Origin of the sequence: Bacillus sp. SRB_331 (assembly GCF_003264175.1) — a bacterium.
GTDB lineage: Bacteria > Bacillota > Bacilli > Bacillales > Bacillaceae_G > Bacillus_A > Bacillus_A mycoides.
The window spans coordinates 143,222-158,904 of record NZ_NADV01000021.1 but is presented as its reverse complement, the minus strand read 5'-3'; the positions used below and the strand labels follow the sequence as shown (position 1 = coordinate 158,904).

14 protein-coding genes are annotated in these 15,683 nt (G+C 35.8%); 12 read left to right on the top strand and 2 right to left on the bottom strand.

Features of this window, described 5'->3' with window-relative positions; genetic code table 11:
* Window positions 1-34: 34 nt before the first annotated feature.
* Together B5P42_RS14840 and adhP are read left to right on the top strand one after the other, a co-directional pair.
* Entirely contained in the window at window positions 35-889 is an 855-nt protein-coding gene (locus B5P42_RS14840; protein ID WP_002012688.1) for a MurR/RpiR family transcriptional regulator, read from the top strand.
* Window positions 890-1,269: 380 nt separating this feature from the next.
* Complete coding sequence (gene adhP, locus B5P42_RS14835; RefSeq protein WP_002012687.1) at window positions 1,270-2,307, top strand: alcohol dehydrogenase AdhP; 1,038 nt, start codon at window positions 1,270-1,272, stop codon at window positions 2,305-2,307.
* 152 nt (window positions 2,308-2,459) lie between these two features.
* Here the strand turns inward: adhP and B5P42_RS14830 are convergent, their stop codons facing one another.
* Entirely contained in the window at window positions 2,460-3,479 is a 1,020-nt protein-coding gene (locus B5P42_RS14830) for an ABC transporter permease (protein WP_113734526.1), read from the bottom strand.
* Complete coding sequence (locus B5P42_RS14825) at window positions 3,476-4,378, bottom strand: ABC transporter permease subunit (protein ID WP_113734525.1); 903 nt, start codon at window positions 4,376-4,378, stop codon at window positions 3,476-3,478. The genes B5P42_RS14830 and B5P42_RS14825 overlap by 4 nt, the downstream gene beginning before the upstream one ends.
* Before the next feature lie 363 nt (window positions 4,379-4,741).
* Between B5P42_RS14825 and gntK the strand changes: the two genes are divergently transcribed.
* The 10 genes from gntK to B5P42_RS14780 all read left to right on the top strand — a co-directional run bounded on the left by gntK (window position 4,742) and on the right by B5P42_RS14780 (window position 15,644).
* Window positions 4,742-6,280 carry a gluconokinase gene (gntK, locus tag B5P42_RS14820; RefSeq protein WP_044441885.1) on the top strand — a complete coding sequence of 513 codons (1,539 nt, stop codon included), beginning with the start codon at window positions 4,742-4,744 and terminating at the stop codon, window positions 6,278-6,280.
* Window positions 6,281-6,294: 14 nt separating this feature from the next.
* On the top strand, window positions 6,295-7,644 hold the full coding sequence (locus tag B5P42_RS14815; protein WP_113734524.1) for a GntP family permease: 1,350 nt from the start codon (window positions 6,295-6,297) through the stop codon (window positions 7,642-7,644).
* Between the two features lie 18 nt (window positions 7,645-7,662).
* Entirely contained in the window at window positions 7,663-8,559 is an 897-nt protein-coding gene (gnd, locus tag B5P42_RS14810; protein WP_113734523.1) for a phosphogluconate dehydrogenase (NAD(+)-dependent, decarboxylating), read from the top strand.
* A 153-nt stretch (window positions 8,560-8,712) separates the two neighbouring features.
* Complete coding sequence (locus B5P42_RS14805; protein ID WP_002031805.1) at window positions 8,713-9,249, top strand: NADPH-dependent FMN reductase; 537 nt, start codon at window positions 8,713-8,715, stop codon at window positions 9,247-9,249.
* 1 nt (window position 9,250) lies between these two features.
* Window positions 9,251-10,480: an MFS transporter gene (locus B5P42_RS14800; protein ID WP_181458801.1), complete on the top strand. Its 1,230-nt coding sequence runs from the start codon at window positions 9,251-9,253 to the stop codon at window positions 10,478-10,480.
* 63 nt (window positions 10,481-10,543) lie between these two features.
* Entirely contained in the window at window positions 10,544-11,101 is a 558-nt protein-coding gene (locus B5P42_RS32015; protein WP_181458800.1) for a YdcF family protein, read from the top strand.
* Window positions 11,102-11,203: 102 nt separating this feature from the next.
* Window positions 11,204-12,151, top strand: a complete 948-nt coding sequence (locus tag B5P42_RS14795) for an ABC transporter ATP-binding protein (protein WP_142674052.1) — start codon at window positions 11,204-11,206, stop codon at window positions 12,149-12,151.
* 3 nt (window positions 12,152-12,154) lie between these two features.
* Window positions 12,155-13,666 carry an ABC transporter permease/substrate-binding protein gene (locus B5P42_RS14790; protein WP_002127232.1) on the top strand — a complete coding sequence of 504 codons (1,512 nt, stop codon included), beginning with the start codon at window positions 12,155-12,157 and terminating at the stop codon, window positions 13,664-13,666.
* Window positions 13,667-13,879: 213 nt separating this feature from the next.
* Entirely contained in the window at window positions 13,880-15,307 is a 1,428-nt protein-coding gene (locus B5P42_RS14785; protein WP_002085826.1) for a basic amino acid/polyamine antiporter, read from the top strand.
* Window positions 15,308-15,383: 76 nt separating this feature from the next.
* Window positions 15,384-15,644 carry a hypothetical protein gene (locus B5P42_RS14780; RefSeq protein WP_002085825.1) on the top strand — a complete coding sequence of 87 codons (261 nt, stop codon included), beginning with the start codon at window positions 15,384-15,386 and terminating at the stop codon, window positions 15,642-15,644.
* Window positions 15,645-15,683 lie beyond the last annotated feature (39 nt).

Sequence of the window (15,683 nt, the reverse complement as noted above, 5' to 3'; positions counted from 1 at the left end):
GGGATAAAGCTACTATGGAAGGGGAAGATACGCTATGCCTGGTACAAAAAGTGGGATTGGAAAGATTCAGGCTTCGTTAAATGGTTTATCACCGAAATTACGAAGTATTGCCGAACATATTTTGAAACATCCACAAGATGTTGTACATAAATCGATTACGGAATTAGCGGAAGTTACGAATAGTTCCGAAGCAACGATATTCCGCTTATGCAAACACTTAGGTTTTCAAGGGTTCCAAGACTTGAAAATTACATTAGCTCGTGAGATTGTACATACCCCGATGCAAAATATTCATGAGGAAGTATCGGTAGAAGATAATATTGTCACTGTTGCTAAAAAAGTTTTTCATTCACATATTACAGGACTGCAAGATACATTACATTTGTTAAACGATAACGCGTTGGAACAGGCAGTAAGTGCGCTGAATGAAGCGAAACGAATTGAGTTTTATGGAAATGGTGGTTCAGGTATTATTGCGATGGATGCTTATCATAAGTTTATGAGAACGGGTATTTCTTGTATTGCTCATACGGATTCACATTTTCAAATTATGGGAGCTGGCTTGTTGACAAAAGAAGCGGTGGTCATTGCAATTTCTCATTCAGGCAGTAATAAAGGTTTACTTGAAGCGTTAGAAGTAGCGAAAGCAAGAGGGGCCAAAATTATTGCGATTACGAGCTATCAAAAATCGGCATTAAGCCAACTTGCTCATATAACATTATATACTTCGACGCGTGAGACAGAATTTCGTACAGAAGCAAGTTCGTCACGATTAGCGCAGCTTAGTTTATTAGATACTTTGTATGTGGGATTGTCATTGCAGCGACAAGAGGAAACACTACAAAATTTACAAAGTATACGTGAAACTATTTCGATGAAGCGAATATAAAGGGCTCTTCAAATGAAGAGCTTTTTATATTGGCGAGTAGTCTGTTGATATACCCTCTAAATCTACTTGTTCTAAGTGTCTATAGAAGTATGCCAATTACCTATAATAATAATCTCTCATCTTTTAGACCATTCATTTTTTAAACCCCGATATTTTGCATATGAAATTTAACAAGTAGCTTGATACATCAAAATACGTATTGGGTAATAATTCAAATATTGTTCAATATTTTACAATAAGCTTATGAAATTCCATGTTATGATGAACCTGTAATGATGATTGAACACTTAAATTTGGTACAATAATTAGCCAAAATAGTGAGGACAGTAGTTGTGAGATAAACTCATTAAAACTCTAAAACACTAAAGGGGAGATCACATATGAAAGCAGTAGTAGTTAATAAAAACAGCAAAGCAAATATTGAAGTTATTGAAAAAGAATTACGTCCGTTACACTCGGGTGAAGCGCTAGTAGATGTAGAGTATTGTGGAGTTTGCCACACTGATTTACACGTTGCGAATCATGATTTTGGAAACACCGATGGCCGCATCCTTGGTCATGAGGGTGTAGGTATTGTTACTAAAATTGCTGATGATGTTACTTCACTAAAGATAGGTGACCGTGTAAGTATTGCATGGATGTTCCAATCTTGTGGACGTTGTGAATATTGCGTAACGGGGAGAGAAACATTCTGCCGTGAAGTGAAAAATGCTGGTTATTCAGTAGATGGTGGTATGGCTGAACAATGTATTGTTACAGCTGATTATGCGGTGAAGGTACCAGAAGGATTAGATCCTGCTCAAGCATCATCAATCACATGTGCGGGCGTAACTACATATAAAGCTATAAAAGTATCAGACATTAAACCTGGTCAACCTATCGTAATCTATGGTTGTGGTGGATTAGGTAACCTAGCTATTCAATATGCTAAAAACGTATTTGGTGCAAAGGTAATTGCAGTAGATATCAATGACGACAAATTAGCCTTAGCAAAAGAAGTTGGTGCTGATATGACTATCAATCCGATTTCTCAAGGTCCTGCTGATAAAATTGTGCAAGAGGAGTTTGGTGGTGCTTATGCTGCTGTAGTAACAGCAGTTTCTAAAGTAGCATTCAACTCAGCAGTTGATGCAGTACGTGCTTGCGGTAAAGTAGTTGCGGTAGGTTTACCAGTAGAAACTATGGATTTAAACATTCCACGACTTGTATTAGACGGGATTGAAGTAGTTGGCTCTCTAGTTGGTACTCGTAAGGATCTGGAGGAGGCATTTATGTTCGGCGCAGAAGGAAAAGTAGTGCCAGTTGTTCAAACGTGTTCTCTAGATAAAGTACAAAATGTATTCGAAGAAATGGAACAAGGTAGAATTCAAGGACGTATGGTAATCGATTTTAAACAGCATAATTGTGATTGTAAATAATTCATTTTAAATATAAAAAGCATGAGTCTAGCAAAGGATATGTAAAAAAGTTAGACGGCATAAAAAAGATGATCCCTCGTATTCAATAGGGATCATCTTTTTTATATTTTACTAATATCAATGCCAATTAATACTTGATTGATGAGACATGATTAAAAGTTCACTTTATTTGCAAACGAAAAAGAATCTTTATTTTTAACAAATTTTTTATGATCTGGAACGGTTTGAATTGCTACAACTTGCGAATCTCTTACTTTCAGTGCATCTTGAATCCCGATTGTCATAAGCTTAATAAAAAGAATCGTAATAAAGAATGAAACGAGAGTATAAAAAATAATCCACCATGAAAGATGCATTTCATAACGATTTAATCCAATAAGACCTGCCCAATCATTAGATAGAGAAACAGGTTTGGGTACTCCGTCATAGAGTTCCCGCATTTGTATCCCGCCAATTACAATGTTAAGCAACGCTAAATGGATAACGAGTATGAGTGCTTGGACGATATGTTCCATGAATAACACAAATAAGCGATCAAGTAATAAGACTCGTAAATGTTTTTTGATAATATGAAAACGGCTAGCACCCAGTAATTGTGAACTTAAAATGTAATCTCGTTTCATAAATTCATCAACCTCAGAGGAGATATATAAAGAAAGTGTAGGTAGAGCGACGAAAATAAGTACGAGAACTTGATAAAACGTAAATGAAATATTTGGATCTAATCTATCAGCATTTGATGTAATTACAATATTAACGGGCGTGATGAGTATGAATGCGATAAATAGAGTTGGGATATAATAAAAAACTTCTGAGCATGCCTGGAAAAATCTCTTGAATCTTGGAGCGTATAAACTTAAGAGGATTCCTATACATGTTCCGCATAAAATTCGAAAGAAGCTAATTGCCACGGCTAATAAAATGGTGAATTTTGCTCCTTCTACAATTTGTAAGAAAACAGACTCTCCAAAACGATCAGATCCAAAAGGTGGCATTAACGATGGCGAAAAGGGGGCCTTTCCAAGTAATTCGTTATTGTCATTGTAAAGTAACTGAGGAGGTTTTGGGATGTTATCTTTAAAGAACCAACTATAAATAAAACTAGCTGAAACAAGTATGAATAGATAAGTAAACCCGATTAAAAATCGTTTTGATTTCCAAATAGATTTCATAATGCTGCTCCTTTCAATTGCTTTTGCCATCTATTCATCATGAATGAGATCATTTGAAAAATGGTATAAAACGGTAAAATAATCATAACAAGTATGATAAATGCAGCTGGAGGTGATATAAACGCCTTCTTAAATAAAAATTGAATAATGCCTTCCATATTAAAAACAAATTCTAAAATGAATAAGTTAGAAAGTAAGAAAACAAAAATCGTTTTTAAATGGTGAAAGAAGTGGATAGATATATTTTTGAATAAATGAATGCATAGTATATAACTTGATGAAAGTCCTTTTCCATATGCAACCTCTACGTAATGTTTTTCATGTTCTTCTTTTATGTATAACACCATCATCCGAAACATTTGTAATGTAGGTAAGACTGCTAAAGATAAAATAGGGAGTAAATAAGCTCGATTTTCATTAAAAGAAATAATGGTGACAGGAGATTCCCCGAATTTCTGAAGTACCCATATGAAAAATATTTGCAAACAAATCATCATCATCATATCAGGGACAGCTTCTAATATGAACACAATTCGGTTTATCCATTTTTTTATATAATCTTTTGCTAAAAAATAAAAAAATGCCAAACTAGATGATAGAAAGAGTGCAAGCAAAAAGGCTATAAATAATACAGTAAATGAATATAGGTAGGGTTCTAAAACAGTTGGAAATAATGGTGTCTTTTTGAAATGACCAAATTTCGGGTCTGATCCTATAACTACTAATGATTCAGGGGAGAAAACCTGTTTTAACATAGTAACGATCTGATTAAAAAAATGAATTGGTTGAAAAGTGAATCCCTGTTGAGTGATAAATAAATAAGGTAAATTTAGTAATAGTAAGAGTGATAAAAGAATTGATGAAAGTTTTATTGTGAATTGAGATATTTTATATAACATTAAATCCCTCCGACATCTTTTTACAACATTATACAATAAAATTCATATTTTGTTTTGATTTTTCAGAAAAATATAAATACTATTAGATTTTATAGTATGGGACATATATTTACAAGGTAAAAAAGTGATAGTAGGGAGCCACGCCCTATGTCCATCAAGCTAAGAAAACGAGAACTCATATATTATTATCTTTAGGTGGAGGGGAAAGAATGTTTGATAAATTAAAAAGGTTATTTAAAAAAGATAAAGAGAATGATTAAGAAGATGAGAGGTACATTTCGATTATGAAAAAATATTTTATATACTAATTCATGTAAACGGTTTACTAGATCGTATTTTGCTAGAAACGAAGGGAAGGTTCGCATGGAAACAAGGGGGAGAGTAATCGGGGTTGACATCGGTACCACAAGTACGAAAACGGTTGTATTCACTGAAAAAGGAAAAGTCGTTGCTTCACATGCAATTGATTATCCAATTATTCAACCGAAGGTCGGATGGGCTGAGCAAGATCCTGATGTAATATGTGCTGCTGTATATAAAACTGTAAGCGTTGCCATTGAAAAGGGTAATGTGTCACCGGAAGATATTTCTTCTATCGGGATTAGTACAGCGATGCATGCCTTAATTGCTGTAGATGAAAACGGTGCGCCGTTAACGCGCTCTATTATTTGGGCAGATAATAGAAGCACAAAGCAATCAGAAAAACTATTACAACAAATGAATGGTCATGACATTTATAGAAGAACTGGTACACCGATTCATCCGATGTCACCACTTTCTAAATTATTGTGGATGAAAGAAGAAGAAACGGAGTTATTCAGAACTGCTCATAAATTTATTTCCATTAAAGAGTATGTCATTTATCAATTATTTTCACGCTATGTAGTTGATTATTCTATCGCATCTGCTACAGGGTTATTTAATTTAAAAACATTAAACTGGGATGAAGATGTTTTAACTATGTTAAATATGTCACCAGAACAATTATCAACACCTGTACCAACTACATATATTTTATCGGGAATGAAGCCGGAATTAGCACAAAAGATGGGTATTAGTGAGGATACTCCAGTTGTTATTGGTGCAAGTGATGGTGTTCTTGCAAATGTAGGTGTCGGTGCAATATCACCTGGCTCAGCTGCAATTACGATCGGGACAAGTGGTGCGGTTCGAACAATTTCATCGAGTGTTAATACAGATGAAAAAGGAAGAACTTTTTGTTACGCATTAACAGATGAGCACTGGGTGATCGGCGGACCAACGAATAACGGTGGAATATTACTTAGATGGTTACGTGATGAATTTGGTAGCCCAGAGCAAGAGGTAGCAAGAAAGCTTGGAATTGATCCTTATGATTTATTAATTAAGTATGCAGAAAGTGTACCAGCTGGAGCAGATGGATTACTATTTTTACCGTTTCTATCTGGAGAACGTGCACCCTACTGGAATGCAAATGCTCGAGGTACATTCTTCGGGATAAACCTTCAGCATAAACGTGAACATTTCATACGAGCAGTTATGGAAGGTGTTTGTATGAGTGTGTATTCAGTAGCACTTGCCATTCGAGATTGTACAGGGCCACTTACTGAAATACGTGTTTCAGGAGGCTTTGCGAAATCTGCATTTTGGAGACAAATGTTATCTGACATGATGGGGAAAGAATTGCTTGTTCCAGAAAGTCATGAAGCATCTGCGCTTGGGGCAGCAGCACTTGCTTTGTATGCAATTGGGAAAATTGATTCTCTTGAAGAGGTGAAGGATTGGATTGATATTGTCCATCACCATGTACCGAATAAAGAAAATACGGCTTTATATTTAGAGATGTTTTATATGTATGAACGACTTTACAATCGTTTGAAAGAAGAATTTGATTGTATAGCTGCTTTCCAACGTAAACAATAGGGGGATTGGGAGAAATGGTAGTTGGGATCGTACTAGCGGCTGTTGTTATATTACTTTTACTAATTACGGTAGTAAAATGGCATCCATTTGTCGCGTTAATTTTAACAGCAATCGGAGTTGGGCTAGCAATGGGGATGCCCTTAATTGGAACTTCACCACAACATCCGGGGATTATCGATTCTATTAAATTAGGTCTTGGTAATACGTTAGGGTTTTTAGCGATTGTTTTAGCTTTAGGAACAATGCTTGGAAAAATGATGGCTGAGTCTGGCGGTGCTGAACGAATTGCAAACACATTAATTGGACGTTTTGGGAAAAAGCGTGTTCACTGGGCAATGATGTTCGTTGCATTTTTAGTAGGGATTCCGGTGTTTTTCCAAGTTGGATTTGTACTATTAATTCCGTTAGTATTTACAATTGCGTTAGAAACAGGGGTATCACTTATTACAATCGGAATTCCGCTAGTAGCAGGTCTTTCGGTTGTACACGGACTTGTTCCACCGCATCCAGCAGCAATGGCAGCGGTAGGTATATTTAAAGCAGATGTAGGGAAGACAATTTTATATGCATTAATTGTCGGACTTCCAACTGCAATAATTTCAGGTCCGCTTTATGGGAAATGGATCGGTGCTCGTATACATAAAGAAGTACCATTAGAAATAGCGGAGCAATTTATTGAAAGAGATAAGAAGAAGGAACTTCCTAGTTTCGGAAATACATTGTTTACTATTTTACTTCCAGTATTTCTTATGCTTGGTGCATCCATTGCGGAAGTAGCGTTAAGCAAAACGAGTCAACTTGCACAAGTATTGCACTTTATTGGAGATCCAATAGTCGCATTATTAATTGCAACGATATATTCTTTCTTTAGTCTTGGCTATGCAAAAGGATTTTCTAAAGACAAAGTCTTACAATTTACAAACGATTGCTTAGGGCCGATTGCAAACATACTGTTAGTTATCGGTGCAGGGGGCGCATTTAATAAAGTGTTATTAGATTCTGGGATCGGAACTACAATTGCGGAGATGGCGAAAGAATCGCATATTTCACCGATATTATTAGGTTGGGGAATTGCTGCACTTATCCGAGTTGCAACGGGATCGGCTACTGTTTCTATGATGACAGCAGCTGGAATTGTAGCACCGATTGCAGCAAGTACACCAGGAGTAAATGTAGAGTTACTGGCACTTTCAACAGGAGCAGGGTCATTAATTTTATCGCATGTAAATGATTCAGGATTTTGGATGATTAAAGAGTATTTCGGAATGACTGTGAAAGAAACATTATTAACATGGACTGCAATGGAGACAATATTATCTGTTGTAGCACTTGGGCTAATTTCGTTATTAAATATATTTGTATAGAATGGGAGATTGATTAATATGAAACTAGGTTTAATTGGATTAGGAAAAATGGGATTCCCATTAGCTGAACACTTACATGAAGACAAGCATGAAGTAGTTGTATACGATGTAAATAATGAGCTTGTTGAAAAGGCAGGGGAATTAGAGATTACTGCCCGTCATACGTTAAAAGAAATGATTGCTGAACTAGAAGCACCTCGTACAATTTGGGTAATGGTACCTGCAGGAGAAGTTGTCGAGTCAGTACTAAAAGATGTATATCCATTATTAGAGGAAGGCGATATCGTTATTGAAGGCGGAAATTCATTCTATAAAGATACGTTACGCCGTGCTGAAGAAGCGAAAAGCTTTGGTTTACATTATGTAGATATCGGTACATCAGGCGGTGTGGAAGGAGCGAGATACGGTGCTTGCTTAATGGTTGGTGGAGAAAAAGAAATTTATGATCAACTAGAACCTTTATTTAAAGATTTAGCAGTAGAAAATGGTTATTCATATGCAGGCCGCGTCGGTAGTGGGCATTTTTTAAAAATGGTTCATAACGGTATTGAATACGGAATGATGCAAGCAATCGCTGAAGGATTTGAAGTACTAGATAAAAGTGATTTTGATTTCAATTATGAAGATGTTGCAAAAGTATGGGCGAACGGATCAGTTATCCGTCGTTGGTTAATGGACTTAACTGAAAAAGCATTTGCAGATGATCCAAAACTTGATGGCATTAAAGGTGTAATGAACTCTTCAGGAGAAGGGAAATGGACTGTTGAAACTGCGCTTGAATTACAAGCAGCGGCACCAGTTATCGCTATGTCATTATTTATGCGCTACCGTTCACAAGAAGATGATACATTCCACGGAAAAGTGGTTTCTGCACTTCGTAATCAATTCGGTGGACATGAGGTTGTGAAAAAATAGGAAATATTAGTTTTGTGAAACTCATACGAAAGTATGAGTTTTTTTTATTTCTCATACTATTTAATGAAAGTTTTTCCCTCTTTTTACTGTGTTTTGTATAGAAATTTCTGATAATATATAAATATAACTTGAAAACAAAGGGGAGAAATAATTATGAAACTAGTCGTTATTAACGGTACACCAAGAAAATTCGGTAGAACTCGCGTTGTGGCAAAATATATTGCAGAGCAATTTGAAGGGGAGTTATACGATTTAGCAGTAGCGGAATTGCCTTTATATAATGGAGAAGAATCACAACGTGAATTAGAGGCAGTAAAAAAATTAAAAGCTTTAGTGAAAGCTGCGGATGGAGTAGTACTATGTACACCAGAATATCATAACGCGATGAGCGGAGCGCTGAAAAATTCGTTAGACTACTTAAGTAGCAGTGAATTCATCCATAAACCTGTCGCATTGCTAGCAGTTGCTGGAGGAGGTAAAGGGGGAATAAACGCATTAAATAGTATGCGCACTGTCGCTAGAGGCGTTTACGCAAACGCAATTCCAAAACAAGTCGTGCTTGATGGATTACATGTGCAAGATAGTGAACTTGGAGAAGATGCAAAACCATTAATTCATGATTTAGTTAAAGAATTAAAAGCATATATGAGCGTATATAAAGAGGTGAAAAAACAATTAGGAGTTGAGTGATATGTCCTCTCTTTATCATGATTCTCGCTTGTATTACATTCTAGGCGCCAATAGTTTATCTGCTATTGGCTCTGGGATTGTTATGATAACGATTCCGTGGCTATTGATTAAGGAAAGTGGGGGAGAGACAACGTTTGGGTATATTTCTATCGTTGCAACTCTCATCATGTTTTTACTAACACCATTCATTGGGCAAAGCATAGATCGTTTTTCAAGAAAATCTTTATTGTTATGTAACGAAGGTATCGGGATAGCCATTATAGGAATGATGGCCATTTGGGGATTTGCTGGGCAATCATACAATTCTATTCATTACATTATTATTTATATAGCAGGTTCTTTCTATTATCTATTATTCTATCCCACAATATTTGCATTTAACCAAGAAATATTTCAATCAGAGCATTATAAAAGTTTAAGTGGCACAATGGAAATACAAGGACAATTAACGCAAGTTATTTCAGGCGCAGCTGCTAGCTTTTTAATTGAGATTATTTCTTTGAAATGGATCTTGTTAGTGGATATGTTAACTTTTGCAGGAGCATTTTTCCTGTTCTTATGTATACCGTATGTAAAGAAAAAAGAAGTAAAAGGGAAAGTAACATTTAAGAAGCAATTGTTCGAAGGAATTCACTTTATGAAAAAGCGCCCTAAGTTATTTTGGTTTTTACTAGTGACTTATATGCCGTTTATCGGTGTCATGATGGCAAATTATTTAATCCCAGTATATATTTCAGATATACTCAAAGCTAGTGCCTCTGTATACGCGATAGAAGGTATGATGTATGGTGTTGGGGCTGTTATTGCGGGAATAAGTATTCCAATAATGATGAAATATGTCAAAACAGAAGTTTCAATCGTTATGACGATGTTCATTTATGTAATTTCAATTACCGCAATGATTATTGAGCCTTCCATTATGTTATTATATGGACTAGCGATTTTTCATGCGATTGGAAATGCTGGAACGAGAGTGGCGAGAAATGTATTGATGATGGAAGAAATTCCAAATGAAGTAATGGGACGTGTGGACAGCTTATTTCGATTAATTGGTACAGGAATTCGAATTGTATTATTAATGTTGTTTACGGCAGGCGTATCTAAAGCAGGGGTGATGATCCCGTTTTATGTACTGAGCTGTATATTGATCCTATCACTAGGGATTGCTTTTTATTATGTAATTTCAAAACGTAAAATGGAAGCGAATGTGTCTAATAAATCAATTGTTTAAAAAATACTTCTGCCTCCTTTTCTTTTTCTATATAATAAAAAGAAAGGGAGTGTTAACTTATTTATGAACAAATGGATATTGCTTATAATCTTATTACTACCTCCGCTATACATCATTTATATGACGTTTCGAATGAATAAAGTTGCTCGTGAAACATTGAGTAATCACTCTCCATACGTTCTTATATTAGGTGCAAAGTTATTTGGAGATAGACCGTCTTTAGCTCTTCAAAATCGTTTGGATATAGCGTTGGAATATTTACATGCTCACCCTGAGGTGAAAGTAATTGTTTCAGGTGGTCAAGGGGAAGATGAAGATATACCGGAAGCTCACAGTATGAGAAACTATTTAATGGTACATGGTATAGATGAGAATCGTATTTTAATGGAAGACCGCTCTACAAATACGTATGAAAATTTAAAGTTTAGTATGGATTTATATGATGTAAAGCATGCGGTAGTTGTAAGTAATACGTATCATTTATATCGAACGAAAATAATTGCAAAGCGTTTAGGGATAAAGATGGAAGCTTTGGCTGCTGAAACACCGAGACGCTCTAAGAAAAAAGCGTATGTGCGTGAATATGCTGCAATTATGAAAACAATATTGTTCGACCGTTAGAGCTCAAATGAGAGCTCTTTTTTTGTATAATAAAGCGTATCATTTGAAATGAATGCTATATTCCATCAAAATAAAGGAAACAACATGAAAGGAGTTGTGTCTGTGATTCAATTTAATCATGTGTCAAAAGCGTATGAAGATGGCACAAAAGCAGTGGATTCATTGCATTTAGAAATTAAAAAAGGAGAATTTTTTGTTCTCATTGGTCCGAGTGGTTGCGGGAAAACAACGACAATGAAGATGATTAACCGTTTAATTGAAACGACGGAAGGATCAATTTTAATCGATGGAAAAGATATTCAACAATATAACATAAACGAACTACGTTGGAATATAGGGTACGTGTTGCAGCAGATTGCGCTGTTTCCACATATGACAATTGCTGAAAATATTGCAGTTGTCCCTGAAATGAGAAAATGGACCAAAAAGGAAATAAAAGCACGTGTCGATGACTTGCTACAGCTGGTTGGGCTCGATCCAGATGTATATCGTGATCGTATGCCGGATGAATTGTCGGGAGGGCAGAAACAACGTGTTGGTGTCGTACGGGCATTAGCCGCAAACCCGAAAATTGTACTTATGGACGAACCATTTAGTGCGTTAGATCCGTTAAGTAGGGAGCAGCTTCAGAAGGATATCGTACAATTGCAAAAAAAGATTCAAAAAACAATCGTGTTCGTAACGCACGATATGCAAGAGGCTTTATCACTTGGTGATCGTATTTGTGTAATGAAAGAAGGAAAAGTTGTTCAATTAGATACACCGGAAGGAATTATACATAACCCGAAAAATGAGTTTGTAGAGGAGTTCATTGGAAATCGTGGACGACCTTGGTATGAGGGGAAGAGTATAGAAGAGGTATTGCCGCTAGACGAGGGTATACGAGTTGAAGGGAATGCTTTATCTTTACATTCGTCATTACAAGAAGCACTAGTCCGCTTACAAACTGAAGAGTCAGTGCCGGTTGAAGAGCATGGTCAATATGTTGGAGCGTTAACAAGTCGTCATATTGTCAATTACATTGTTGAACAAATGAAGGAAAGAGGCTAAACAGTGACTGATTTTATTCAAACGTTCCAAGAACGAAAAGTAGAATTGCTAAGTGCATTAAGTGAGCATTTACAAATATCGCTTATTTCACTATTTTTTGCAGTAATTATTGCAGTGCCGCTCGGCATTATATTAACGAGAAAAGAACGAATGGCTGAATTTATTATAGGGACTTCTGCTGTTATGCAGACAGTGCCCTCACTTGCTTTACTTGGACTATTAATTCCGTTAGTAGGAATTGGAAAACTGCCAGCTATAATCGCATTAGTTGTGTATGCACTATTACCTATTTTACGAAATACATATACAGGAATACGGGAATTAGATGAATCACTTATAGAAGCGGCGAGAGCTATGGGGATGAATAGCTGGAAAAGATTATGGAAGGTAGAGCTTCCGCTCGCATTGCCAATTATTATGGCTGGTATTCGTACAGCGATGGTATTAATTGTTGGAACGGCTACATTAGCTGCTTTAATAGGCGCTGGTGGGCTCGGTAAGCTCATATTATTAGGTATAGATCGAAATGACCATGCGCTTATCATTTTAGGGGCCGTACCAGCTGCGTTACTCGCTTTATTCTTTGATATAGTACTTCGCATACTTGAGAGCCCGAAACGCTCTTCTAAGCGCGTTATATTGACGATATGTATAGTTGTAGTAATGATAGCTGCTCCATTTCTTTGGAATACCGAAAAGAAAGACATAGTTATTGCTGGTAAACTTGGATCTGAACCAGAAATATTAATTCAAATGTACAAGCAACTTATTGAACAGGATACAGATTTACAAGTGGAATTAAAGCCAGGCCTTGGAAAAACAGCATTTGTATTCGAAGCGTTAAAATCAGGTGAAGTAGATATATACCCAGAATTTTCAGGTACAGCTTTATCTACTTTCGTGAAAGAAGAACCGAAAAGTACAAATCGTGATGAAGTATATGAACAAGCTCGTATTGGAATGGAAAAGAAATATAATATGGTTATGTTAAAGCCAATGGAGTATAACAATACATACGCACTAGCCATGCCGAAAAAAATAGCAGATCAAAATAACATAAATACAATTTCTGATTTAGGAAAAATTGCACAGGAAGCTAAAGTAGGATTTACATTAGAATTTGCTGATCGTGAAGATGGTTATAAAGGAATGCAAAAATTATATAACTATAAGTTTTCAAATGTTAAAACGATGGAACCGAAACTGCGCTATAGTGCAATACAATCGGGAGATGTTAACGTAATCGATGCATATTCAACAGATAGTGAATTGGAGCAATATGGGCTTAAAGTGCTAAAAGATGATAAAGGACTATTCCCGCCTTATCAAGGAGCACCATTATTAAGAAAAGAGACGTTACAGAAATATCCTGAACTCGAAAAAGTATTAAATGAATTATCTGGAAAGATTACAGATGAAGAAATGAGAAAAATGAATTATGAAGTAAATGTGAATGGGAAAAGTAGCGAAGAAGTCGCAAAACAATTTTTACAAAAAGAGAAGTTACTTCGTTAATTTTACAATAAATATACAATTTTATATGTATGAAATGACCGTTCATTACAAAATGAACGGTTTTTTTGTGCATACTTATACATTTTTTCAAAAAAGTATTCCATTTTTCTTCATTTTCTTTTAGAATAAGTAATGTTTTCCTGAAAAAATATAAGAGAAACGTCTATTAGAGAAAAAGGTGACTTTAATAGTTGAACGAACATAACACCTAGAATGACAGATGGGGTGGTACAAATAGAAAAGAAGTTAGGATTTTTTCCGTTAATCGCATTAGTAGTTGGAACGATGGTTGGTGGCGGTGTTTTTAGTTTACCGCATGATTTAGCAGTAGGAGCAAATAGTGGTGCAACGATAATTGGTTGGTGTATTACAGCAATGGGAATGATTCCACTTGCGCTCGTATATCAAACGTTAGCAAGACAAAAACCGGAGCTTGAGGGCGGAATTTATAGTTATGCACGAGCTGGATTCGGTGAATATATTGGTTTTAACAGTGCTTGGGGATACTGGCTAGCAGGGATTTTAGGGAATGTTGCAACAATTATGTTACTGTTTAGTACATTAGGTTACTTCTTCCCAATTTTTAAAGGCGGAAATAATGTTGCGTCAATCGTAGGTGCATCACTTTTATTATGGACATTGCATTTTCTAATTTTATTTGGAATTCGTGAAGCTTCCATTATGAATGTTATCGCAACGATTGGGAAATTAGTTCCGATTTTATTATTTATTGTCGTGATGGTAACAGCGTTTCGCTGGGATACATTTACACATGACTTTTGGGGCGAAGGAACTATCTCAGTTTCCTCTGTACTAGGTCAAGTGAAAAATACAATGCTTGTAACCCTTTGGGTGTTCATTGGGGTTGAAGGAGCAGTTGTATTATCAGGAAGAGCTAAAAATAGTAGAGACGTTGGAAAAGCGACAGTACTTGGGCTTATTTTAGTAATGTCTATTTATATTTTAATTTCTGTTCTGTCAATGGGAGCCATGACAAGAAAAGAACTTTCAGTATTAGAGACTCCTTCAATGGGACATGTATTAGAACATGTTGTTGGGCCATGGGGTGCAATGGCAATTAATATTGGATTAGTTGCGTCACTTGTAGGTACATTAATTGGCTGGTTTTTACTTGTTTCTGAAATTTCTCACGTAGCAGGAAAAGACGGCGTGTTTCCGAAAGTCTTTACGAAAACAAATAAGAAACAAACGCCGCATATGGCATTGTGGATTTCAAATATCGTTGCCCAAACTATATTTATAATCGTTCTGTTTTCACAATCGACATATCAAATTATGTATTTTATTGCGTCAACATCTATATTACTGCCGTACTTATTATCAGCGCTATTTCAATTGAAATTAGTCATCACGAAAGAGCTGAAAGTTGCGAGAGTAAAAAATGGATTGTTAGCATTAATTGCTTCCCTATACTCTGTATGGTTAATTTATGCAGCTGGTTTAAAGAATTTATTGCTTGTTTCAATCGTATATGGTATTGGGATTCTCGTGTATATGTTTGCAAGAAAAGAAAAAGGGAATCGTTGTTTTGCAGGCAAAGAGCGATATGTGATGTGGGCAATTGTTATTGCAGCTATTACATCACTTTATATGTTACTGACAGGAACTATAAAAATGTAAAAGTCCTTTTAATTTAAAGGGCTTTTTTCCTTGTCTAGAGAATATTTAATACATAAGATATTCAGGAGGGATGAAAATGGAAGAAAAAGAACAGTTGTCTAGAATTATGGATTTAGCTAGTGATTTAAGGAAAGTATTAGTACAAGAATCTTTTTTTAATCATCATCCTGAACTTCGAGGCGTGATTGAAAATTTAGCGAGTTCTGTAGAGAATTTGGCGAGTTTGCAGCAAAATAAAGATGAAAATGCCGAAGATCGATTACGGTACGTACTTGCTAAAATGAAAATCGCTCATAATGCCATTTTACAAGAAAAAAAAGCATTTCCTTCTCATTAATATACGTTTTAATTTTGAACCTGACGGATGACGTCAGGT